Annotated in this window: 22 protein-coding genes; 15 read left to right on the top strand and 7 right to left on the bottom strand. The window is 55.2% G+C overall.

Features of this window, described 5'->3' with window-relative positions; genetic code table 11:
- The 12 genes from murD to mutT all read left to right on the top strand — a co-directional run bounded on the left by murD (position 1) and on the right by mutT (position 14,372).
- Positions 1 to 1,317 (top strand): UDP-N-acetylmuramoyl-L-alanine--D-glutamate ligase, encoded by a 1,317-nt coding sequence (gene murD, locus ACMYSK_RS15170; RefSeq protein ID WP_434636506.1) that lies wholly within the window; start codon positions 1 to 3, stop codon positions 1,315 to 1,317.
- A complete protein-coding gene (ftsW, locus tag ACMYSK_RS15165; RefSeq protein ID WP_434636504.1) occupies positions 1,317 to 2,576 on the top strand; it encodes a cell division protein FtsW in 1,260 nt (419 codons plus the stop codon). Before murD ends, ftsW begins: the two co-directional genes overlap by 1 nt.
- Positions 2,573 to 3,643, top strand: a complete 1,071-nt coding sequence (gene murG / locus ACMYSK_RS15160; protein WP_434636503.1) for an undecaprenyldiphospho-muramoylpentapeptide beta-N-acetylglucosaminyltransferase — start codon at positions 2,573 to 2,575, stop codon at positions 3,641 to 3,643. The genes ftsW and murG overlap by 4 nt, the downstream gene beginning before the upstream one ends.
- Positions 3,644 to 3,690: 47 nt before the next feature.
- Positions 3,691 to 5,166, top strand: a complete 1,476-nt coding sequence (gene murC, locus ACMYSK_RS15155) for a UDP-N-acetylmuramate--L-alanine ligase (protein ID WP_434636502.1) — start codon at positions 3,691 to 3,693, stop codon at positions 5,164 to 5,166.
- A complete protein-coding gene (locus ACMYSK_RS15150) occupies positions 5,159 to 6,079 on the top strand; it encodes a D-alanine--D-alanine ligase (RefSeq protein ID WP_434636500.1) in 921 nt (306 codons plus the stop codon). The genes murC and ACMYSK_RS15150 overlap by 8 nt, the downstream gene beginning before the upstream one ends.
- Position 6,080: 1 nt before the next feature.
- Positions 6,081 to 6,914, top strand: a complete 834-nt coding sequence (ftsQ, locus tag ACMYSK_RS15145; protein ID WP_434636498.1) for a cell division protein FtsQ — start codon at positions 6,081 to 6,083, stop codon at positions 6,912 to 6,914.
- Positions 6,911 to 8,173, top strand: a complete 1,263-nt coding sequence (gene ftsA / locus ACMYSK_RS15140) for a cell division protein FtsA (protein ID WP_004857881.1) — start codon at positions 6,911 to 6,913, stop codon at positions 8,171 to 8,173. The genes ftsQ and ftsA overlap by 4 nt, the downstream gene beginning before the upstream one ends.
- A 62-nt stretch (positions 8,174 to 8,235) precedes the next feature.
- Positions 8,236 to 9,387, top strand: a complete 1,152-nt coding sequence (gene ftsZ, locus ACMYSK_RS15135; protein WP_369171818.1) for a cell division protein FtsZ — start codon at positions 8,236 to 8,238, stop codon at positions 9,385 to 9,387.
- Positions 9,388 to 9,487: 100 nt separating this feature from the next.
- Positions 9,488 to 10,405 carry a UDP-3-O-acyl-N-acetylglucosamine deacetylase gene (gene lpxC, locus ACMYSK_RS15130; RefSeq protein WP_434636496.1) on the top strand — a complete coding sequence of 306 codons (918 nt, stop codon included), beginning with the start codon at positions 9,488 to 9,490 and terminating at the stop codon, positions 10,403 to 10,405.
- 250 nt (positions 10,406 to 10,655) lie between these two features.
- The gene (gene secM / locus ACMYSK_RS15125; RefSeq protein WP_434636494.1) at positions 10,656 to 11,150 is read left to right on the top strand and encodes a secA translation cis-regulator SecM; all 495 of its coding nucleotides are present in this window, start codon (positions 10,656 to 10,658) and stop codon (positions 11,148 to 11,150) included.
- A 59-nt stretch (positions 11,151 to 11,209) separates the two neighbouring features.
- Positions 11,210 to 13,915, top strand: coding sequence for a preprotein translocase subunit SecA (gene secA / locus ACMYSK_RS15120; RefSeq protein ID WP_434636492.1), 2,706 nt, complete (start codon positions 11,210 to 11,212; stop codon positions 13,913 to 13,915).
- 61 nt (positions 13,916 to 13,976) lie between these two features.
- Positions 13,977 to 14,372 carry an 8-oxo-dGTP diphosphatase MutT gene (gene mutT, locus ACMYSK_RS15115; protein ID WP_434636490.1) on the top strand — a complete coding sequence of 132 codons (396 nt, stop codon included), beginning with the start codon at positions 13,977 to 13,979 and terminating at the stop codon, positions 14,370 to 14,372.
- 48 nt (positions 14,373 to 14,420) lie between these two features.
- Here mutT and yacG read toward each other — a convergent pair whose 3' ends face one another.
- Genes yacG through coaE form a run of 3 tightly spaced genes read right to left on the bottom strand, consistent with a single transcriptional unit; the run spans position 14,421 to position 15,991 of the window.
- A complete protein-coding gene (gene yacG, locus ACMYSK_RS15110) occupies positions 14,421 to 14,618 on the bottom strand; it encodes a DNA gyrase inhibitor YacG (protein ID WP_434636488.1) in 198 nt (65 codons plus the stop codon).
- A gap of 9 nt (positions 14,619 to 14,627) precedes the next feature.
- Positions 14,628 to 15,371, bottom strand: coding sequence for a cell division protein ZapD (zapD, locus tag ACMYSK_RS15105; protein ID WP_434636486.1), 744 nt, complete (start codon positions 15,369 to 15,371; stop codon positions 14,628 to 14,630).
- Positions 15,371 to 15,991: a dephospho-CoA kinase gene (coaE, locus tag ACMYSK_RS15100; protein WP_434636485.1), complete on the bottom strand. Its 621-nt coding sequence runs from the start codon at positions 15,989 to 15,991 to the stop codon at positions 15,371 to 15,373. The genes zapD and coaE overlap by 1 nt, the downstream gene beginning before the upstream one ends.
- Positions 15,992 to 16,337: 346 nt before the next feature.
- Here coaE and ACMYSK_RS15095 point away from each other — a divergent pair, with 346 nt between their 5' ends.
- Complete coding sequence (locus ACMYSK_RS15095; protein ID WP_434636482.1) at positions 16,338 to 17,381, top strand: GMP reductase; 1,044 nt, start codon at positions 16,338 to 16,340, stop codon at positions 17,379 to 17,381.
- Positions 17,382 to 17,412: 31 nt separating this feature from the next.
- Here the strand turns inward: ACMYSK_RS15095 and hofC are convergent, their stop codons facing one another.
- The 4 genes from hofC to nadC all read right to left on the bottom strand — a co-directional run bounded on the left by hofC (position 17,413) and on the right by nadC (position 21,507).
- A complete protein-coding gene (gene hofC / locus ACMYSK_RS15090) occupies positions 17,413 to 18,618 on the bottom strand; it encodes a protein transport protein HofC (protein WP_434636481.1) in 1,206 nt (401 codons plus the stop codon).
- Positions 18,608 to 19,993: a type II secretion system protein GspE gene (gspE, locus tag ACMYSK_RS15085; protein ID WP_434644147.1), complete on the bottom strand. Its 1,386-nt coding sequence runs from the start codon at positions 19,991 to 19,993 to the stop codon at positions 18,608 to 18,610. Before gspE ends, hofC begins: the two co-directional genes overlap by 11 nt.
- Before the next feature lie 10 nt (positions 19,994 to 20,003).
- On the bottom strand, positions 20,004 to 20,435 hold the full coding sequence (ppdD, locus tag ACMYSK_RS15080; RefSeq protein WP_434636479.1) for a prepilin peptidase-dependent pilin: 432 nt from the start codon (positions 20,433 to 20,435) through the stop codon (positions 20,004 to 20,006).
- A 178-nt stretch (positions 20,436 to 20,613) separates the two neighbouring features.
- Complete coding sequence (gene nadC, locus ACMYSK_RS15075) at positions 20,614 to 21,507, bottom strand: carboxylating nicotinate-nucleotide diphosphorylase (protein WP_434636477.1); 894 nt, start codon at positions 21,505 to 21,507, stop codon at positions 20,614 to 20,616.
- Between the two features lie 233 nt (positions 21,508 to 21,740).
- Between nadC and ampD the strand changes: the two genes are divergently transcribed.
- Positions 21,741 to 22,304, top strand: coding sequence for a 1,6-anhydro-N-acetylmuramyl-L-alanine amidase AmpD (ampD, locus tag ACMYSK_RS15070; RefSeq protein WP_434636475.1), 564 nt, complete (start codon positions 21,741 to 21,743; stop codon positions 22,302 to 22,304).
- The gene (ampE, locus tag ACMYSK_RS15065) at positions 22,301 to 23,155 is read left to right on the top strand and encodes a beta-lactamase regulator AmpE (protein WP_434636473.1); all 855 of its coding nucleotides are present in this window, start codon (positions 22,301 to 22,303) and stop codon (positions 23,153 to 23,155) included. Before ampD ends, ampE begins: the two co-directional genes overlap by 4 nt.
- Positions 23,156 to 23,173 lie beyond the last annotated feature (18 nt).

Here is a 23,173-nt window from a genome sequence, read left to right as displayed (position 1 = left end):
ATGGCAGATTATCAGGGTAAAAAAGTCGTCATTATTGGCCTGGGTATGACCGGGCTGTCTTGCGTGGACTTTTTCATGGCGCGCGGCGTGACGCCGCGCGTGATGGATACCCGCGTAGCACCTTCCGGGCTGGATAAGCTGCCGGAAGAGGTTGAGCGCTACGTGGGAGGCCTGAATGAAGACTGGCTGCTGGCAGCGGATCTGATTGTGGCAAGCCCTGGTATCGCGCTGGCGCATCCTGCCTTGAGCGCGGCGGCGGATGCTGGCGTAGAAATCGTCGGCGATATCGAGCTGTTCTGTCGCGAAGCGCAGGCGCCCATTATCGCCATTACCGGGTCTAACGGTAAAAGTACCGTGACGACGTTAGTCGGTGAGATGGCAAAAGCGGCTGGTGTTAACGTCGGCGTTGGCGGCAATATCGGCCTGCCAGCCCTGATGCTGCTTGATGCCACCCGTGAACTGTACGTTCTGGAACTCTCCAGCTTCCAGCTGGAGACCACCTCCAGCCTGCGAGCGGTAGCCGCGACGATTCTCAACGTAACCGAGGATCATATGGACCGCTACCCGCTGGGCCTGCAGCAGTATCGTGCGGCAAAACTGCGGGTGTATGAAAATGCCAAAACCTGCATTGTGAATGCCGATGATGGGCTGACGATGCCGGTTCGCGGTGCCGATGAGCGCTGCATCAGCTTCGGCGTTGATGTCGGTGACTATCACCTTAACCGCCAGCAGGGAGAAACCTGGCTGCGGGTGAAAGGAGAGAAGGTCCTCAACGTCAAAGAGATGCACATCACCGGCCAGCATAACTACAGCAATGCGCTGGCAGCGCTGGCGCTGGCGGATGCCGCCGGTCTGCCGCGTGCCAGCAGCCTTAAGGCGTTGACCACCTTTACTGGCCTGGCGCACCGTTTCCAGCTGGTGCTGGATCATAACGGCGTTCGTTGGATTAATGATTCCAAAGCCACCAATGTGGGCAGCACCGAAGCGGCACTGAACGGACTGCATCTGGACGGGACCTTGTACCTGCTGCTGGGCGGCGACGGTAAATCCGCTGATTTTACACCGCTGAAACGGTACCTGGCGGGTGACAACATCCGCTTGTACTGCTTCGGTCGTGACGGCGAACAGCTGGCGGCACTGCGCCCGGAAGTGGCGACACAAACCGGGACGATGGAAGAGGCGATGCGTCAGATTGCACCGCTGCTGAAGTCGGGCGATATGGTGCTGTTATCCCCGGCGTGTGCCAGCCTCGATCAGTTTAAGAGTTTCGAACAACGGGGCGATGTCTTTGCCCGTCTGGCGAAGGAGTTAGGTTGATGCGTTTATCCCTCCCGCGCCTGAGAATGCCTCAGTGGAGATTGCCTCGCCTGCCGGGGGCGTTCATCTTCAGCTGGCTGTTTGCGGCGCTGAAAGGCTGGGTCATGGGGTCGCGGCAGAAAGATAACGATAGCCTGGTCATGTATGACCGCATGCTGTTGTGGCTGACGCTCGGTCTGGCTGCGGTCGGTTTTATTATGGTGACTTCCGCATCCATGCCGGTAGGGCAGCGCCTGGCTAACGATCCCTTCTTGTTCGCCAAGCGCGACGGGCTATACATTCTTTTGGCGCTGGGGCTGGCCCTGGTGACGTTACGCCTGCCCATGGAGTTCTGGCAGCGGCACAGTACTGCGATGCTGATCGCTTCTATCGCAATGCTGCTGATCGTTTTGGTCGTTGGTAGCTCGGTTAACGGGGCATCGCGCTGGATTGCATTGGGGCCGCTGCGTATTCAGCCTGCGGAATTTACCAAGCTGTCGCTGTTTTGCTACATCGCCAACTACCTGGTACGTAAAGGTGATGAGGTTCGAAATAACCTGCGCGGCTTCTTAAAGCCGATGGGCGTCATTTTTGTGCTGGCAATACTGCTGCTGGCGCAGCCGGACCTTGGTACGGTGGTGGTACTGTTCGTGACCACCCTGGCGATGCTGTTTCTCGGCGGTGCCAAGCTGTGGCAGTTCATCGCCATTATCGGGATGGGGATCTCGGCGGTCGTCCTGCTGATCCTTGCCGAACCGTATCGTATTCGCCGCGTGACCTCCTTCTGGAACCCGTGGGAAGATCCGTTCGGCAGCGGCTACCAGCTGACCCAGTCGCTGATGGCTTTCGGCCGCGGCGAAATGTGGGGACAGGGCTTAGGTAACTCGGTGCAGAAACTGGAGTATTTACCGGAAGCGCATACCGATTTCATCTTCGCCATTATCGGCGAAGAACTCGGTTATATCGGTGTGGTACTGGCCCTATTAATGGTATTCTTCGTCGCCTTTCGCGCCATGTCGATTGGTCGTAAGGCACTGGAGATTGACCATCGTTTTTCTGGCTTCCTGGCCTGCGCCATTGGTATCTGGTTTAGCTTCCAGGCGCTGGTTAACGTCGGCGCGGCGGCAGGTATGCTGCCTACTAAAGGCCTGACGTTGCCACTTATCAGCTACGGCGGGTCCAGTTTGCTGATTATGTCGACGGCCATCATGTTGCTGTTGCGAATTGATTATGAAACGCGTCTGGAAAAAGCCCAGGCGTTTACACGGGGTGTTCGATGAGCGGTCAGGAAAAGCGGTTAATGGTGATGGCGGGCGGTACCGGTGGGCATGTGTTCCCGGGGCTGGCGGTCGCGCACCATTTAATGGACCAGGGCTGGCAGGTTCGCTGGCTCGGCACCGCCGATCGTATGGAAGCGGATTTAGTGCCGAAACACGGCATTGAAATTGACTTTATCCGCATATCCGGCCTACGCGGTAAGGGCCTGAAAGCGCAGCTGTTAGCGCCGGTGCGCATCTTCAATGCCTGGCGTCAGGCGCGGGAGATCATGAAGCGTTTCCAGCCGGACGTTGTGCTGGGGATGGGCGGCTACGTTTCTGGTCCAGGCGGCCTGGCTGCGTGGTCGCTGGGCATTCCGGTGGTGCTGCATGAACAAAACGGTATTACCGGCCTGACGAACAAATGGCTGGCAAAAATTGCGAAGAAAGTGCTGCAGGCGTTTCCTGGCGCGTTCCCGGATGCCGACGTAGTGGGCAACCCGGTGCGTACCGATGTATTGGCGCTGCCGCTACCGGAACAGCGTCTGGTCGGACGCCAGGGGCCGACCCGGGTGTTAGTGGTTGGCGGCTCACAGGGTGCGCGAATCCTGAACCAGACCATGCCGCAGGTGGCCGGGAAACTGGGCCAGGCGGTCACTATCTGGCATCAAAGCGGTAAAGGTGGCCAGCAGACGGTACAGCAGGCTTATGCGGATGCCGGGCAGCCGCAGCATAAAGTGACTGAATTTATTGATGACATGGCGGCGGCGTATGCCTGGGCCGATGTTGTCGTGTGTCGTTCCGGTGCGTTGACGGTCAGTGAAATTGCCGCAGCAGGTTTACCGGCGTTATTTGTGCCGTTTCAGCACAAGGATCGTCAGCAGTACTGGAATGCACTGCCGCTGGAGAAAGCGGGAGCAGCGAAGATTCTTGAACAGCCTCAGTTCACCGTCGACGCCGTTGCGCAGACGCTGGCTGGCTGGGATCGGGAAACGCTGCTGGATATGGCGGAACGAGCGCGTAGAGCCTCGATTCCGGATGCTACCGAACGGGTAGCAGAAGAAGTGAGCGCTGTAGCACTGGCGCGCTAATCGCGGTGAATCTCACCGCCCGTATAAAGAAGTTGATGGCGTAAAGAATGAATACACAAGATCTGGCGAAACTGCGTTCCATAGTGCCCGAGATGCGTCGCGTCCGGCACATTCACTTTGTTGGCATTGGCGGTGCCGGTATGGGCGGTATTGCCGAAGTTCTGGCTAACGAAGGCTACCAGATTAGCGGCTCCGACCTGGCGCCGAATCCGGTGACGCAACAGCTGTCGCAACTTGGCGCCACGATCTATTTCAACCATCGCCCGGAAAACGTACGCGATGCGAGCGTGGTGGTGGTTTCCAGCGCAATCTCTGCGGAAAACCCGGAAATTGTTGCGGCGCACGAAGCACGTATCCCGGTCATTCGCCGCGCTGAGATGCTGGCGGAGCTGATGCGTTTTCGCCATGGCATTGCGGTCGCTGGCACGCACGGTAAAACCACGACCACGGCGATGGTTTCCAGCATTTATGCGGAAGCGGGGCTGGATCCGACTTTCGTCAACGGCGGACTGGTTAAAGCGGCAGGCGTTCATGCCCGCCTGGGCCACAGTCGTTACCTGATTGCGGAAGCGGATGAGAGCGATGCGTCGTTCCTGCATCTGCAGCCGATGGTCGCCATTGTGACCAATATCGAAGCCGATCACATGGACACCTACCATGGCGACTTTGAGAATCTGAAGCAGACATTTATTAACTTCCTGCACAACCTGCCGTTCTATGGACGTGCGGTGATGTGTGTGGATGACCCGGTGATCCGTGAACTGCTGCCGCGCGTTGGCCGCCAGATAACCACCTACGGTTTTAGCGAAGATGCTGACGTGCGTGTAGAAGAGTACCGTCAGGTCGGTGCTCAGGGTCACTTCCGTCTGATTCGTCAGGATAAAGACGTGATTCAGGTGACCCTGAATGCGCCCGGTCGTCATAATGCACTGAACGCGGCAGCGGCGGTTGCGGTGGCGACGGAAGAGGGGATTGATGACAGTGCCATCCTGCGTGCTCTGGAGAGTTTCCAGGGAACCGGTCGCCGCTTTGATTTCCTCGGTGAATATCCGCTGGCTGAAGTTAATGGTAAAAGCGGTAGCGCGATGCTGATCGATGACTACGGTCATCATCCGACAGAAGTGGATGCCACGATCAAAGCAGCACGCGCCGGCTGGCCGGATAAAAACCTGGTGATGTTATTCCAGCCGCACCGATTTACCCGTACGCGCGATCTGTACGATGATTTCGCTAACGTACTGACTCAGGTTGATGCGCTGCTGATGCTGGATGTTTATTCCGCCGGTGAAGCTCCGATTCCGGGGGCCGATAGCCGCTCGCTGTGTCGCACGATTCGCGGCCGCGGCAAGGTTGATCCGATTCTGCTCTCCGATCCGGCGCAGGCGGCAAAAATGCTGGCATCGGTGCTGACCGGCAATGACCTGATCCTGGTGCAGGGTGCAGGAAATATAGGAAAAATCGCACGCCACCTGGCTGAAATCAAACTCGTGCCGCAAAAAACGGAGGAGGAGCGCCATGGCTGATAAAATCGCGGTTCTTTTCGGCGGTACCTCTGCTGAGCGCGAAGTGTCACTCAATTCAGGGACTGCGGTACTCGCAGGCCTGCGTGAAGCTGGCGTGGATGCGCATCCTGTCGACCCTCGCGACGTAGATGTGACCCAGCTGAAACAAATGGGCTTTAAGAAAGCGTTTATTGCGCTGCATGGCCGCGGTGGGGAAGATGGTACGTTGCAGGGCCTTCTGGACCTGATTCAGGTGCCATATACCGGCAGTGGCGTGATGGCGTCGGCTATTTCCATGGACAAAGTTCGCAGCAAGCTGCTGTGGCAGGGCGCGGGTTTACCGGTCGCTCCGTGGGTCGCGCTGACGCGTGCGCAGTTCAATACTGGCTTGTCTGCTGAGGTTGAACAGCAGATAGCCGCACTGGGTCTGCCGCTGATTGTTAAACCAGCTTGCGAAGGTTCGAGCGTCGGAATGTCGAAAGTGAGCGAAAGTTGTGCATTGCAGAATGCATTGACGCTGGCTTTTCAGCATGATGAAGATGTTCTGATTGAGAAATGGCTTAGTGGGCCTGAATTCACCGTTGCTATCGTCGGTGAAGAAATTTTACCGTCAATTCGTATCCAGGTGGCAGGAACCTTCTATGATTATGAGGCGAAGTATCTCTCTGATGAGACGCAATATTTCTGCCCTGGTTGTGAAGATCTTGCCCGCGAGTCAGAAATTCAGGCCCTGGTGCTTAAAGCCTGGAATGTTCTCGGCTGTAAAGGTTGGGGACGTATTGACGTGATGCTGGACAGCGATGGCCAGTTTTATTTGCTGGAAGCGAATACTTCCCCTGGCATGACCAGCCATAGCCTGGTGCCGATGGCGGCGCGTCAGGCAGGGATGAGCTTCTCGCAGCTTGTTGTACGAATTCTGGACCTGGCGGGGTGATATGTCGCAGGCTGCGCTGAATACGCGGAACCACGAAGAAGAAGAAGCATCTTCTTTGCGTCGGAGTAATGGAACTCGTCTGGCCGGAATTTTCTTCCTGCTGGCGGTGCTATGTACCGTGTTGGTCAGCGGGTGGATGGTTCTGGGCTGGATGGAAGATGCACAGCGTTTGCCTCTGTCCAAGATGGTTGTAACCGGTGAGCGTCACTACACGCGTAACGATGATATTCGCCAGGCGATACTGGCTCTGGGTTCGCCGGGAACCTTTATGACGCAGGATGTCAACATTATCCAAAGTCAGATTGAACGTCTGCCGTGGATTAAGCAGGCGAGCGTCAGAAAGCAGTGGCCGGACGAATTGAAGATTCATCTGGTTGAATATGTGCCGATTGCGCGTTGGAATGATCAACATATGGTCGACGTGGAAGGTAATTCCTTCAGCGTACCGGCGGATCGTACCAATAAGCAGAATTTACCGATGTTGTATGGACCGGAAGGCAGTGAGAACGAAGTGTTGCAGGGTTATCGCGACATGGGGCAGGTGCTGGCAAAGGATAAGTTCACGTTGAAAGTGGCGGCGATGACCGCACGTCGCTCCTGGCAGTTGACGCTGAATAACGACATTAAGCTCAACCTTGGCCGAGGCGATACCATGAAACGGCTTCAGCGCTTTATGGAACTCTACCCGGTTCTACAGCAGCAAGCGCAGACCGACGGCAAACGGATAAGCTACGTTGATTTGCGTTATGACTCGGGCGCGGCAGTGGGCTGGGTACCTGCTCCCGCAGAGGAAACTAATCAACAACAGAATCAGGCACAGGCAGAACAACAATGATCAAGGCGACGGACAGAAAACTGGTAGTTGGACTGGAGATTGGCACCGCAAAGGTTGCCGCTTTAGTAGGGGAAGTTCTGCCCGACGGCGTGGTCAATATCATTGGCGTGGGCAGCTGTCCATCGCGTGGTATGGATAAAGGCGGGGTTAATGACCTGGAATCCGTGGTGAAATGCGTACAGCGCGCCATTGACCAGGCCGAACTGATGGCGGATTGCCAGATTTCATCAGTGTATCTGGCGCTTTCAGGTAAGCATATTAGCTGTCAAAATGAAATTGGCATGGTGCCGATTTCAGAAGAAGAAGTCACGCTGGACGACGTTGAGAACGTGGTGCATACCGCGAAGTCAGTCCGCGTGCGCGATGAACATCGTGTCCTGCACGTTATCCCGCAGGAGTACGCGATTGACTACCAGGAAGGGATTAAGAACCCGGTAGGTCTGTCCGGCGTGCGTATGCAGGCAAAAGTTCATCTGATTACCTGCCATAACGACATGGCAAAAAATATTGTTAAAGCGGTGGAACGCTGCGGTCTGAAAGTGGACCAACTCATTTTTGCCGGTTTAGCGGCCAGTTATTCCGTGTTGACGGAAGATGAACGTGAGCTGGGTGTCTGCGTCGTAGACATCGGCGGTGGTACAATGGATATCGCCGTGTATACCGGCGGTGCGCTGCGCCATACCAAAGTTATTCCGTATGCGGGTAACGTCGTGACCAGCGACATCGCTTACGCCTTCGGGACACCGCCGAGCGATGCCGAAGCAATTAAAGTGCGTCACGGTTGTGCGCTGGGTTCCATTGTCGGTAAAGACGAAAACGTCGAAGTGCCGAGCGTCGGCGGACGTCCGCCGCGCAGCCTGCAGCGCCAGACGCTGGCAGAAGTGATTGAGCCGCGTTATACCGAACTGCTCAACCTGGTGAACGAAGAGATTTTGCAACTGCAAGAGCAGCTGCGCCAGCAAGGGGTGAAGCACCACCTTGCTGCGGGGATTGTTTTAACGGGCGGCGCCGCGCAAATTGAAGGCCTTGCCGCCTGTGCCCAGCGCGTGTTCCATACGCAGGTTCGTATTGGTGCACCGCTGAATATTACCGGTTTAACGGATTATGCCCAGGAGCCGTATTATTCGACGGCAGTTGGGTTGCTGCACTACGGGAAGGAATCTCATCTCAGTGGTGAAGCAGAAGTGGAAAAACGCGTAACTGCATCAGTTGGCTCGTGGATTAAGCGACTTAATAGCTGGCTGCGAAAAGAGTTTTAATTTTTTCAGAGAACGCAGAAAATTAGCGTTCTCAGGCGACAGGCACAAAACGGAGAGAAACTATGTTTGAACCTATGGAACTGACCAACGACGCGGTGATTAAAGTCATCGGCGTCGGTGGCGGCGGTGGTAATGCCGTTGAGCACATGGTGCGCGAGCGCATCGAAGGTGTTGAATTCTTCGCGGTGAACACCGACGCGCAGGCTCTGCGTAAAACGGCTGTTGGCCAGACAATCCAGATCGGTAGCGGTATTACCAAAGGTCTGGGTGCGGGGGCGAACCCAGAAGTCGGTCGCAACGCGGCTGATGAAGACCGCGAAGCGCTGCGTGCTGCTCTTGATGGCGCAGACATGGTGTTTATTGCGGCAGGTATGGGCGGTGGTACCGGTACTGGTGCCGCGCCGGTGGTGGCTGAAGTGGCGAAGGATCTGGGTATCCTGACCGTCGCGGTTGTCACAAAGCCGTTTAACTTTGAAGGCAAAAAGCGCATGGCGTTCGCCGAACAAGGGATCACCGAACTGTCCAAGCATGTGGACTCGCTGATCACTATTCCGAATGACAAGCTGCTGAAAGTCCTTGGCCGTGGCATCTCTCTGCTGGACGCTTTCGGCGCAGCAAACGATGTGCTGAAAGGTGCGGTGCAGGGTATCGCCGAACTGATTACCCGTCCGGGTCTGATGAACGTCGACTTCGCGGATGTGCGTACCGTGATGTCCGAAATGGGCTATGCGATGATGGGCTCCGGCGTGGCAAGCGGTGAAGACCGTGCGGAAGAAGCCGCTGAAATGGCTATCTCTTCTCCGCTGCTGGAAGATATCGACCTGTCCGGCGCACGTGGCGTTCTGGTCAACATTACGGCTGGCTTCGACCTGCGTCTGGATGAGTTTGAAACCGTGGGTAACACTATCCGTGCTTTCGCTTCGGATAACGCGACCGTGGTTATCGGTACTTCCCTTGACCCGGACATGAACGACGAACTGCGTGTTACCGTTGTCGCTACCGGTATTGGTATGGACAAACGTCCGGAAATTACGCTGGTGACTAACAAACAGGTTCAGCAGCCGGTCATGGATCGCTACCAGCAGCACGGTATGTCTCCATTAACTCAAGAGCAGAAACCGGTCGCGAAAGTGGTGAACGACAATACACCGCAAACTGCGAAAGAGCCGGATTATCTGGATATCCCAGCGTTCCTGCGTAAGCAAGCCGATTAAGAATTGGCTGGAAGTTGGGCATCAGCGCTCTTTGTGCTAAACTGCCCTCCCGAATGTATTGTACACTTCGGTTGGATAGGTAACTTGGCGAGATTATACGATGATCAAACAAAGGACTCTTAAACGTATCGTTCAGGCGACTGGCGTCGGTTTGCATACCGGCAAGAAAGTCACCCTGACGTTGCGCCCTGCGCCGGCAAATACCGGGGTCATCTATCGTCGCACCGACTTGAATCCACCGGTTGATTTTCCGGCTGATGCCAAATCTGTGCGTGATACCATGCTCTGTACTTGCCTGGTGAACGAGCATGACGTGCGGATTTCGACAGTCGAGCACTTGAATGCCGCACTGGCTGGCCTGGGCATTGACAACATTGTTGTTGAAGTCGATGCGCCGGAAATTCCAATTATGGATGGTAGTGCTGCTCCGTTCGTTTATCTGCTGCTGGATGCTGGCATCGATGAACTGAACTGTGCCAAGAAATTTGTGCGCATCAAAGAGACCGTTCGTGTCGAAGATGGCGACAAATGGGCTGAATTCAAACCGTTCAATGGTTTTTCGTTGGATTTCACCATCGATTTTAACCATCCGGCGATTGATGCAAGCAGCCAGCGCTACGCGATGAACTTCTCTGCTGATGCATTTATGCGCCAGATTAGTCGCGCTCGTACTTTTGGTTTTATGCGTGATATCGAATATCTGCAGTCCCGTGGCCTGTGCCTGGGCGGCAGCTTCGATTGTGCCATCGTTGTTGACGATTATCGCGTATTGAACGAAGACGGTCTGCGCTTTGAAGATGAGTTTGTCCGCCACAAAATGCTGGATGCGATTGGTGACCTGTTTATGTGTGGTCACAATATCATCGGTGCATTCACGGCGTTCAAATCAGGTCACGCGTTGAACAACAAACTGCTGCAGGCTGTTCTGGCAAAACAGGAAGCCTGGGAGTATGTGACTTTCGAAGACGAAGCAGAACTGCCGTTGGCATTCCGCGCACCGTCAATGGTTATGGCATAAGCCTGACCATTCAGTAAAATCGACTGGTAACCTGGTACTCTCTCCGACCAGGGGACCAGTCTTTTTTCATTTTTAGCCCCCTCTCCCCATTCTGCTCTGATTTCTCGGCGCTGTTCATTGTTCGTTCGCTGTTTTATTGAACGTTTTTGCCTTGCCGAAGCCGTCATTCATGCTGCTGTTGAGCGGTATTAATGGTAATATTTGGGCGCAAAAATATTTCCTGGGGTTGCTTCAACTAAAGGTAACGTACGTGAGTGGATTGCTGACGCGCTGGCGACAGTTTGGCAGACGGTATTTCTGGCCGCATCTCCTGTTGGGGATGGTCGCGGCTAGCCTTGGCCTGCCTGCGCTTAGCAACAGTCATGAAGCGTCTTCGCCGGCGAAAGCCACTGCCAGCAACCACAGCCCGAATAAAGTTAATTTCTCCCAGTTGGCGCTGCTGGATGCCAGCCGTCGACCGAATTTTACCGTTGATTACTGGCATCAACATGCTATCCGCACGGTTATTCGCCATCTGTCTTTTGCAATGGCGCCGCAGGCACTTCCGGTTGCCGAAGAGTCTTCGCCATTGCAGGCGCAGCATCTGGCTTTGCTCGACACGCTCAGCGCACTGCTGACGCAGGAAAGCAAACCACCGGTTATCGTACGCCAGGCATCATATAACCCGTCCCATTCTGCATTTTGTGTCTCGGCCTGGATTAGCCAGGTGACCGGGATTCGCGCAGGGCCTCAACGTCTCAGCTGAACGAAAAACGGATGATTCTTTTTTGTGACTCCGCATCGCGGGGCGTTTGAGATTTTATTATGCTAATCAAATTATTAACTAAAGTTTTCGGTAGTCGTAACGATCGTACCCTGCGCCGTATGCGCAAAACCGTTGGCGTTATCAACGCCATGGAACCGGCAATGGAAAAGCTCTCTGACGAGGAGCTGAAAGGTAAGACTGTCGAGTTTCGCGCTCGTCTGGAAAAGGGTGAAAGCCTGGAAAGTCTGATCCCGGAAGCCTTTGCAGTGGTGCGTGAAGCCAGTAAACGTGTATTCGGCATGCGCCACTTTGACGTCCAGCTGCTGGGCGGTATGGTGCTGAACGAGCGTTGCATCGCGGAAATGCGTACCGGTGAGGGTAAAACCCTGACCGCAACGCTGCCTGCGTACCTGAACGCGCTGACGGGTAAAGGCGTTCACGTCGTTACCGTCAACGATTATCTGGCACAGCGTGATGCTGAAAATAACCGCCCGCTGTTCGAGTTCCTCGGTATGACGGTTGGTATCAACATGTCGGGTTTACCGGCACCTGCCAAACGTGAAGCATACGGTGCGGATATTACCTACGGCACCAACAACGAATACGGTTTTGACTACCTGCGCGATAACATGGCGTTCAGTCCGGAAGAGCGCGTACAGCGTAAGCTGCATTATGCGCTGGTGGATGAGGTTGACTCCATTCTGATCGATGAAGCGCGTACTCCGCTGATTATTTCCGGTCCGGCGGAAGACAGCTCGGAAATGTACAAACGCGTTAACAAAATCATCCCGCACCTGGTTCGTCAGGAAAAAGAAGATTCCGATACCTTTACCGGTGAAGGACACTTCTCCGTTGACGAGAAGGCGCGTCAGGTTAACCTGACCGAGCGCGGTCTGGTCCTGATTGAAGAGCTGCTGGTGCAGGAAGGCATTATGGATGAAGGGGAATCACTGTATTCACCGTCCAATATTATGCTGATGCATCACGTGACGGCGGCGCTGCGTGCGCACGTGCTGTTCACTCGTGACGTCGACTATATCGTTAAAGATGGCGAAGTCATTATCGTCGATGAGCATACCGGGCGTACCATGCAAGGCCGCCGCTGGTCTGATGGTCTGCATCAGGCCGTTGAAGCGAAAGAAGGTGTAGATATCCAGAATGAGAACCAGACGCTGGCTTCCATCACTTTCCAGAACTATTTCCGCCTGTATGAGAAACTGGCCGGGATGACCGGTACGGCTGATACCGAAGCCTTTGAATTCAGCTCTATCTACAAGCTGGATACCGTGGTCGTGCCAACCAACCGCCCAATGATCCGTAAAGATATGGCGGATCTGGTCTATATGACCGAAGCGGAAAAAATCCAGGCGATCATCGAAGATATCAAAGAACGTACCGCCGCCGGCCAGCCGGTCCTGGTGGGTACCATCTCGATTGAAAAATCAGAAGTGGTCTCCAATGAGCTGACCAAAGCCGGTATCAAGCATAACGTTCTGAACGCCAAGTTCCACGCCAGTGAAGCCGATATCGTTGCCCAGGCGGGTTATCCGTCAGCGGTGACTATCGCCACCAACATGGCCGGTCGTGGTACGGATATTATGCTCGGCGGTAGCTGGCAGGCCGAAATCGCTGCGCTGGAAGATCCAACGCCGGAGCAAATCGCACAGATTAAAGCCGACTGGCAGGTTCGTCACGATGCCGTTCTGGCAGCAGGCGGTCTGCACATTATCGGTACCGAGCGTCACGAATCCCGTCGTATCGATAACCAACTGCGCGGCCGTTCTGGTCGTCAGGGTGATGCTGGTTCTTCCCGCTTCTATCTGTCAATGGAAGATGCCCTGATGCGTATTTTTGCCTCCGACCGCGTGTCCGGCATGATGCGTAAGCTGGGGATGAAGCCGGGCGAAGCGATTGAACACCCGTGGGTCACTAAGGCTATCGCTAACGCGCAGCGTAAAGTGGAAAGCCGCAACTTTGATATTCGTAAGCAGCTGCTGGAATATGACGATGTTGCTAACGATCAGCGCCGTGCAATCTATAGCCAGCGTAATGAGCTGTTGGACGTTTCTGATGTCAGCGAAACCATCAACAGCATTCGCGAAGACGTCTTCAAGGCAACCATCGATGCCCATATCCCGCCGCAGTCGCTGGAAGAAATGTGGGATGTCGAAGGCTTGCAGGAACGCCTGAAAAATGACTTCGATCTTGAACTGCCGTTGAAAGAGTGGCTGGATAAAGAGCCTGAGCTGCACGAAGAGACCCTGCGTGAGCGTATTCTGCAGAGTGCGATTGAGACCTACCAGCGCAAGGAAGAAGTGGTTGGCGCCGAAATGATGCGTCATTTTGAGAAAGGCGTCATGCTGCAGACTCTGGATTCTCTGTGGAAAGAGCACCTGGCGGCGATGGACTATCTGCGTCAGGGGATTCACCTGCGTGGCTATGCGCAGAAAGATCCGAAGCAGGAATATAAGCGTGAATCTTTCTCCATGTTTGCCGCTATGCTGGAATCACTGAAATATGAAGTGATCAGCACCCTGAGCAAGGTTCAGGTCCGCATGCCGGAAGAGGTTGAGGCGATGGAGCAGCAGCGTCGCGAGGAAGCCGAGCGTCTGGCGCAGATGCAGCAGCTGAGTCATCAGGATGACGAAACGGCCGCCGCGGCAGCCCTGGCTGAAGAAACCGGAGACCGTAAAGTGGGTCGTAACGATCCTTGCCCGTGTGGTTCAGGTAAAAAATATAAGCAGTGCCACGGTCGTCTGAGCTAAGTCCGGAGCATCAAAAAAACAAAGGCGCAGATATCTGCGCCTTTTTTATGGAATAACCACAATGAAACAACTGCAAATTTCCGTAGGTATTATCCGCAATCCGCAAGGGGAGATCTTTATCACCCAGCGGGCCGCCGATGCCCATATGGCCAATAAGCTCGAGTTTCCCGGCGGTAAAATTGAAGCCGGTGAATCCGCCGAGGAGGCGCTGGTGCGTGAGCTACAGGAAGAGGTGGGGATTACGGTACGGTCGTCCCGTCTGTTTGATAAGCTGGAGTATCAGTTCCCTGACCGCCACATTATCCTGTGGTTCTGGCTGGTGGAAGCGTGGTCCGGTGAGCCATGGGGGAAAGAAGGGCAGCCTGGGCAGTGGATTGCCCAACGGGCGTTAGTCGCAGAAGCGTTCCCACCGGCGAATGAACCGATTATCACGAAATTAGTCCAGACTGCTTCCTGAATAATTGTTCCCCGGACAATGCGCGATGTTGCCTTGCCCGGGATTCAGTTACTGTTGCTGTTCTTCGCTCCAGCCATCGCTGTCGGACAGATCGCTCGCGCTGGGAATACGTTTTTCTTCCGCAGCCCATTCACCGAGATCGATCAGCTGGCAACGTTTTGAGCAAAACGGTCGAAACAGGCTCTGCTCGTTCCAGACCACGGATTTACCGCAGGTTGGGCAATTGACGATCGTCTCTTCTGACATCTTTTCTCCTTAACAACAAGCCAGTTCAAAATCAAAACGCTCAGGTACGATCCCAAGTTCGCTATCCAGCGGCAGGAAGCGAATTGCAAAACGGCTTTTATGGCCGGAAATTTGCGGGTAGAGCTGGCTGGCAATGTCCAGCTGCAGACGCAGCAGGTCGGCATCTTCACCATTATCCTGATAAAAGCCGTTGAGACTGGTCTGTTTGCGGAAAGGGGCTGCGTTGCGAATCAGGTCGAGGATAAGCACCAGAGATTGCGTTAAGGGAGCAAGACTGGCGATCCATACTCCGACCTGTTCGTCACGGTATGCCTGAGGCATATGCAGCCAGACATGCAGGGTCGGTAAGTCAAAGCTGCAGCAGCCGCCGGGAATGCTCAGACGCTGGCGGACCAGCGCAATCAAGCGGTCTTCGCGCAGGAACTGGCCGATGCGCGGGGCGGATATCAGCGTACTGCTGCATTGCTTAAGCTGCCGCCGTAAAGCGTCAATACGCTCCAGATCGACGCCCGGAATGTCTTCCCATGATTGCAATTTACGCTGCTGGCGTTCCAGCTCTTTTAGCAGGTCCGTCCTGACCTCTCCACGCTCCAGAACATCTAAAAGATCGCCCGTGTTGCGGAAAAAATGGAGCGCATCCGCGTAGCTGGCGATGGTTGGATGAACGGACAATTGCTGAGTCAAAAACTCAATACGCAGCCAGGTGCGCATTTTCTCGTTGAGTGGATGTTCAAACAGAACAGGGGTGTGCATTACGATTTTTCCTGTGAGGCGGCCTGCGATGCCAGCATTAGATACTTTTCGTGCAGGCGGGCGACATCCGATGCGATGGCATCCGGAGGGCCCATGTTTTCAATGACATCATCCGCAGCGGCGAGACGCTGTTCGCGCGTCGCCTGGGCGGCAAGAATATGTTCTGCATGTTCACGGCTGACCCGATCGCGAAGCATCGTACGCGCGATCTGTGTCTCTTTTGGAACATCAACGACCAGCACGCGGTCGGCATTTGCGGCCAGCCGGTTTTCAACCAGTAAGGGTACGACCCAGAGAATATAAGGGGAGCTCGCGGCCTGCATCTGCCTGCGAGTTTCCTGCTGTATTAGCGGATGCAGTAGCGCGTTCAGCCAGGCTTTATCCTCGGGGTGAGCAAATATTTTCTCACGAAGGGCGCGGCGGTTGAGCGTGCCGTCATCATTGAGCATCCGGGAACCAAAGTGAGCGGCGATGGCCTGTAGCGCGGAGGTGCCGGGTTCAACAACCTGGCGGGCGATAATATCGGCGTCAATAACGTTAATCCCCAGACGGGAAAATGCATCGGCCACGGTACTTTTACCACTGCCAATGCCGCCAGTTAACGCTACCGTATACCTCATACACTCCGATCCTGAACTGACCATATACACATTACTCTTCAGCGGTGCCTGTGATTGATGGGCACCATGCCCGGTGAACAATATCGCATCAAGGCGGCTTCAGGCCAATAAACTGCCGTCACAATATATACTGAATTGTTTTGTATATATAAATCAAGTGGTTAAAAATTATGCTCTGAACGTCTATTATCGCGAGCGCGCCATTCGCTGTTCAGCGGGTAAATTTATACGATTGTAGCGTAAAAAAAGTGAAAATCGCAGTCTTGCGCAGCCATGATTCGTGCGTATGATAACGTCACTGGAGTTGTGCTCTCACAATAATGCAATTAACCCCAGGAATTCGCTCATGCGTATCGAAGAAGATCTGAAGCTTGGTTTTAAAGACGTTCTTATCCGCCCAAAACGCTCTACCCTCAAAAGCCGTTCTGATGTTCAGCTGGAACGTGAATTCACTTTTAAACATTCTGGCCAGTCCTGGTCTGGCGTGCCGATCATTGCCGCTAACATGGATACCGTCGGAACGTTCGGCATGGCGAAAGCGCTGGCCTCGTTTGGCATTCTGACCGCGGTTCACAAGCACTATTCCGTCGAAGAGTGGCAGGCTTTTGTTCAGTCAGTTTCCGCTGATGTGCTGAAATATGTCATGGTGTCCACCGGGACCTCTGATGTCGATTTCGCAAAAACCCAACAGATCCTTTCTCAGAATCCGCAGCTTAGCTTCATCTGCATCGATGTGGCGAATGGTTATTCTGAACATTTTGTTCAGTTCGTCGCCAAAGCGCGTGCAGCCTGGCCGCAGAAAACCATTATTGCGGGTAACGTCGTAACGGGTGAAATGTGCGAAGAGCTGATTCTCTCCGGCGCTGATATTGTGAAAGTGGGCATTGGCCCGGGCTCCGTGTGCACCACTCGTGTGAAGACCGGCGTCGGTTACCCGCAGCTCTCTGCCGTTATCGAATGCGCCGACGCAGCGCATGGCCTGGGCGGCCAGATTGTCAGCGACGGCGGCTGCACGATGCCTGGTGATGTGGCGAAAGCCTTCGGCGGCGGCGCAGATTTTGTCATGCTGGGTGGCATGCTGGCCGGTCATGAAGAGAGCGGCGGTACCGTCGTTGAAGAAAACGGCGAGAAATTCATGCTGTTCTACGGCATGAGTTCCGAATCCGCGATGACGCGCCACGTTGGCGGCGTTGCGCAGTATCGTGCCGCGGAAGGGAAAACCGTTAAGCTGATGCTGCGTGGGCCGGTAGAGAATACGGCTCGCGATATCCTGGGCGGCCTGCGCTCTGCCTGCACCTATGTGGGTGCTTCTCGTTTGAAAGAGTTGACCAAGCGCACAACCTTCATTCGCGTACAGGAACAAGAGAACCGCGTGTTCAACAGCCTGTAATGCCTGATGCTGGCGCGTATTGCGCCAGCACTTATCCTCCCATTCCGCTAATGGCGTCTCCCAGATGAAAAATGGGTAGATACATCGCCACCACCAGTACGCCCACAATTGTTCCGGTTATCAACAGCAGGGCTGGTTCCAGCAACGTTGCCAGGTTTTCTGCCTCATAATGTGTCTGTTCGCTATGATGACGCGCGAGATTTTCCAGCATGCTATCCAGCGAGCCTGATGCTTCGCCGGTGCGAATGAGCTGCAGGCATAACGGGGTAAAACCGCCGCTGCGATCGAGTGCTTGCCAAATCGGAGCTCCGTGGGATATGTGCGTATGGACCTGCTGGATCCGCTGGCGCCACAGCGGGCAGCTCAGCGTTTCTTCAACGCTTTCCAGACCTTGCAGAAAGCTAATACCCGCGCTTTGAGTGAGAGCGAGCACGGTAAAGATCTGGCTGAGCCGCTGCCCACGTATCAGTTTTCCCAGGACCGGAAAAGCATGAAGTATTTTTTGTCGCCGCAGCAGCCAGAGAGGACGACGGCGGGCCATTCGGTTAAGGTGCGCGGGCAACACTATCAACAGAATCAGTGCGGGCCAGCTTTGGCTAAGAGCTTCGCTGGCGTGGATAACCAGGCGCGTCAGCAGCGGAAGCGGTGTGTTGAACGTTTGATAGATAGCGGCAAATTCCGGCAGGACGAAACAGAGCATCGCAATCACGACCAGCAGGGCCAGGCTTAGAATAATGACCGGGTAACGCACCGCTTTTTTCACTTTCTCTGCCAGCTGCTGTTGTTCCTGCTGCTGGCGCGCCAGTTGAAGACAGCAGAAATCCAGTTTACCCGTGAGCTCGCCGGTACGGATCATGGCCAGATAAAGCGGAGCAAAGGCCTGAGGCCACTTTTCCAGGGCCGCAGAAAGCGAGATGCCGCGAGCCAGATCCTGAGCCAGTGCGCGCAGCAGAGCCTGCCATTGCGCATTCGGCTGCTGCTGCGCCAGCAGTTCAAGCCCTTCTGCCAAAGTAAGCCCGGCCTGCAGGAGCACGGCCAACTGACGCACAACCTGCCCGCTATAGCGCGAATGCCAGAGCCTGTTTTCAACCATACAGCGACGGATGAGCAGCGGAATAATGCGTTCATGCTGAAGCGCGTGAAAGGCTTCCAGCCGGCTATTGTGCCACAGCGTGCCCTGACAAGGTTTGCCCTGAGTATCCACGCCTTGCCAGCGCCAGAGACGGTTAACTGCCATGAGGAATTCCCAGTACGCGTATCACTTCCTCGAAGTTGGTCAACCCTTGCTCGACCGCCTGACAGCCGCTTTCGAACAGCGTCATCATTCCAGCTTCACGCGCCAGAGATTCGATTTCCAGGGCGCTAAGGCCGCGGGCAATCGCCTGGCGGAGTGCTGTATTCACCGGCAGTAGCTCAAATAACGCCTGGCGGCCATAGTAGCCGTGATAGCAGTGCTGGCAACCTGTAGCCTGCCAATGAGGAAGCTGGCGCGGCCACAAACTGTACGGTATATCCAGCGTCTTACCGACCTCACGGCGACAGTGTACGCACAGTTTTCGTACCAGACGCTGGGCGATGACCAACGACAGTGCGGAAGAGATCATCCAGCCGGCAACCCCCATTTGTTGCAGGCGGGTGAGCGTTTCACTGGTGGAATTCGTATGTAATGTTGAGAGGACCAGGTGCCCGGTTTGCGCTGCTTTAATCGCAATTTCAGCGGTCTCCGCATCGCGAATTTCCCCTACCATGACAATATCTGGGTCCTGGCGTAACAGCGCGCGCAGCACGTTTTGAAAGGTTAACCCGGCGCGCGGGTTTATCTGCGTCTGGTTCATTCCGGCTATCGGCATTTCCAGCGGGTCTTCCACGCTACAAATATTGACGGCCTCGTGATTTCTGGCCTGCAGCGCGCTATAGAGCGTCACGGTTTTACCGCTACCTGTGGGGCCGGTGACCAGGATCAGCCCCTGTGGTTGGTCGAGCGCTGAGCGAAAGGCGAGAAGCTGATCGGACGAAAGCCCCAGCGCATCAAGCCTGAGCGCCTGCTCGACCTGATGCAACAAACGCAGAACGATTTTTTCCCCATGACGGCACGGAAGAGTCGCAATGCGAAACGAGACCGGGCGACCGGAAAGGAGCAGGGAGAATTGTCCATCCTGCGGTAGTCGATGCTCGGCGATGTCCAGATTTCCCAGTACCTTGAGCCGCGCGATAACAGGCGCCGCCTGTTCTGAGGGCAGAGTCGGGAGCAGATGCAGCACGCCATCGACACGCAGGCGGATGCGCAGGTGATTCTCCTCGGGTTCGATGTGAATATCGGAAGCCCGCCGGCGCAGTGCTTGCTCAAGGAGCGCCTGGACCAGCTCAATAACGCCAGAAACGGCATCGCCACTGGCCGGCCGCGAGGGATGGTCTGCCGTTTGCTGCCGCTTATGCATCTGATCCTGGCTCCAGCATTCGATATCAATGCGTTTCTGAGTGGCGAAGCGCAGAGCCTCCATCAGTTCAGGCGTTGGTGCATCGACAACCGCGATAGCGATGGTTTGCTCATCGCTTTTCAACAGCAGTGCATGATGGCGCTGGCAAAGGGTGATTAACTGCTCGGTTTTCATCGTAGCGGCCTCAGTGTAGGCGGAAGACATCTTCACAGGCCTGCTGGAGTGCACTATTGCTGGCAATACCGCAGATGCGCTGCCAGCCGGTGATACCGCTGGCGTTATCCCAGGATGGCGTCATGGTGACGCTCAGCCCATTGAGGCTTTCTTGTCCGTTGAGTGTGACGATGCCGTTCGCAACGCTCATTGTGGCGACGTAGCGGGTGGTGGCCGGAGTGGGGATGCCGTTGGTACCGCCGTCACAGCTTGCCAGGCCACCGTGTTCAAGTGCGCATAATTCGACGGACGTGCGATACGGGACAAAGGTTTGCAGCATATCGGTCAGGGCCGCTTTACGCAGGTAGTTCTGGTAAGCCGGAATGCCAATGGCGCTTAGAATGGCGATAATGCCGATGACCACCATCAGCTCGATCAGAGTAAAGCCGCGTTGTCTGTCCATAAGTGCTCCTTGTGGTTGTGAGAGCACTGTGACGAGCTTCAGGCCCGGCGGCGAATGGCAAATGATGACGCGGGAAGCGGCGTTCCAGACTTTATGCTGTTATTGCAGGGAGGAGGAAAGGGATGCTCTCTGTCTCGCAAAAAAACGCCCCGGCACCTGGTGGCTCCGGGGCGCGCGATCAGCGAAAACGCATGGACAGGTCCAGGGCGTGTACGTGTTTGGTCAGAGCGCCAACGGAGATGTAATCAACGCCGGTTTCAGCAAATTCGCGGATGGTTTGAAACGTGACGTTGCCGGAGACTTCCAGCGCGGCCTGGCCGTTGGTCCGCTTTACCGCCTCGCGCATCAGATCGGTGGTGAAATTGTCGAGCATAATGATATCTGCCCCCGCTTTAAGGGCTTCATCCAGCTCATCAAGTGATTCAACTTCCACTTCAACCGGAACGTCAGGATGCAGCCAGAAGGCTTTTTCTACCGCCTGGCGCACTGAGCCAGAGGCAATAATGTGGTTTTCTTTGATCAGGAAGGCATCGGATAAACCGAGACGGTGGTTGGCGCCACCGCCACACAGAACGGCATATTTCAGCGCGGTACGCAGGCCTGGCAGCGTTTTACGCGTGTCGAGTAGCTGGGTTTTGGTTCCGGCCAGCAGATCGACGTAGCGACGTACTTCGCTGGATACACCGGACAATGTCTGTACGAAATTCAGTGCGGTGCGCTCGCCGGTCAGCAGCAGGCGGGAAGGGCCATCCAGCTCAAACAGCGGCTGGTCTGCTTTGATGACATCGCCATCTTTTACGTGCCAGGTAATGCTGACATCATCGCCAGCCAGTTGGATAAAGACCTCTTCCACCCAGCGCTTACCGCAAAATACGCCGTCTTCGCGCGTAATAATGATCGCATGTGAGCGTGCGTCTTCCGGCAATAATTGAGCACTAATATCGTTGTTAGCATTCACTTCGCCACCCAGATCTTCCCGCAGGGATTGGGCTACGGCATCGGTGATATCCAGGTTAATGCGTTCCAGCAGCGCGTCACGGCGGCGGTCGGGATTGTAGCGACGAGGCGACATGATAAAGCTCCAGATAGATAAGATTCAGCAATGGGAAACATGCTAACCTGAACCGCGTTTCTACACCATATAGACTTCGTGTTTCTGCGCACCCCTGGACTGGCTATGTCTTTGCTTTTTAGCGTTGATTTGCGGGGGAGTCTGCTACAGGCTGGTCGATTTTGTGTATGATAATCAGCATCCTTTGGGCCATGGGTAGCCCGGGAGCATGAGTTAGCGAAAGGAGACTCCGCATGCAGTTGAATGGGGGATGGCTGGTGGATGCGCGTCGGGTTCCTTCGCCGCACCATGATTGCCGCCCGGATGATGAAGCCCCTTTCTTACTGGTGGTGCATAATATTAGTCTGCCGCCGGGTGAATTTGGTGGCCCGTGGATCGACGCTTTATTTAGCGGCACGCTCGATCCCAACGCACATCCTTTCTTTGCGGAAATCGCGCATCTGCGTGTTTCAGCACATTGTCTTATTCGTCGTGATGGCGAAATCGTGCAGTATGTTCCTTTTGATAAGCGGGCATGGCACGCCGGAGTATCCTGCTATCACGGGCGTGAACGCTGCAATGATTTCTCTATTGGCATTGAGCTGGAAGGCACCGACACGCTGGCCTATACCGATGCCCAGTATCAGCAGCTGGCGGCCGTGACGCAGCAGCTGATCGCGCTGTACCCGGCCATCGCGAACAACATGACTGGCCACAGCGATATTGCGCCAGTACGGAAAACGGATCCCGGTCCGGCTTTTGACTGGGTAAAATTTCGCGGCCTGCTGGCCGCCTCGTCAGAAAAGGAGATGCCATGACGTTGTTTACTACGCTGTTGGTTCTCATCGCTGAACGTCTGTTTAAGCTGGGTGAGCACTGGCAGCTCGATCATCGCCTGGAAGTGCTGTTTCGTCGCGTAAAGCATTTTTCCTTATTCGGGACCCTGCTGATGACGGCACTGGCAATGGCGGTGGTGTTTATCCTCCAGCGTGCGCTGCACGGTGTGCTGTTTAACGTTCCGCTGCTGGTTTTCTGGATCTTGCTTGGCCTGCTGTGCATTGGCGCGGGCAGGGTACGCCTGCACTATCACGCTTATCTGAAAGCCGCATCACGCAACGATCGTCATGCCTGTGACGCGATGGCCAGCGAGCTGACGTTGATACACGGCGTGCCGCCCGGCTGTGACGACCGTGAGTTTCTGAGTGAATTACAAAATGCGTTGCTGTGGATTAACTACCGTTACTACCTGGCGCCGCTGTTCTGGTTTGTGGTTGGTGGACCGTGGGGGCCGATTACGCTGATTGGCTACTGTGTGCTACGCGCCTGGCAGACGTGGCTGGCACGTTATCAAACGCCGCGCCATCGCTTGCAGTCAGGGATCGATGCCATTCTGCACGTCGTGGACTGGCTACCGGTTCGTCTGGTCGGCGTGGTGTATGCGCTGGTGGGGCACGGTGAAAAAGCATTACCGGCCTGGTTTGCTTCTTTGGGCGATCGTCATTCCTCGCAGTATCAGGTTCTGACCCGACTGGCACAATTTTCGCTGGCGCGCGAACCGCATGTAGACAAGGTCGAAACGCCTAAAGCCGCGGTTTCGATGGCGAAAAAAACCTCGCTGGTGGTGGTTGTTATCATGGCGCTGCTGACGATCTACGGTACCTTGATTTAAGCCCCTGCCCGCCAGCGG

The sequence above is a fragment of the Klebsiella sp. I138 genome (assembly GCF_051131765.1).
Taxonomy (GTDB): Bacteria; Pseudomonadota; Gammaproteobacteria; order Enterobacterales; family Enterobacteriaceae; genus Klebsiella.
This window is presented reverse-complemented; position numbering and strand designations above follow the sequence as displayed.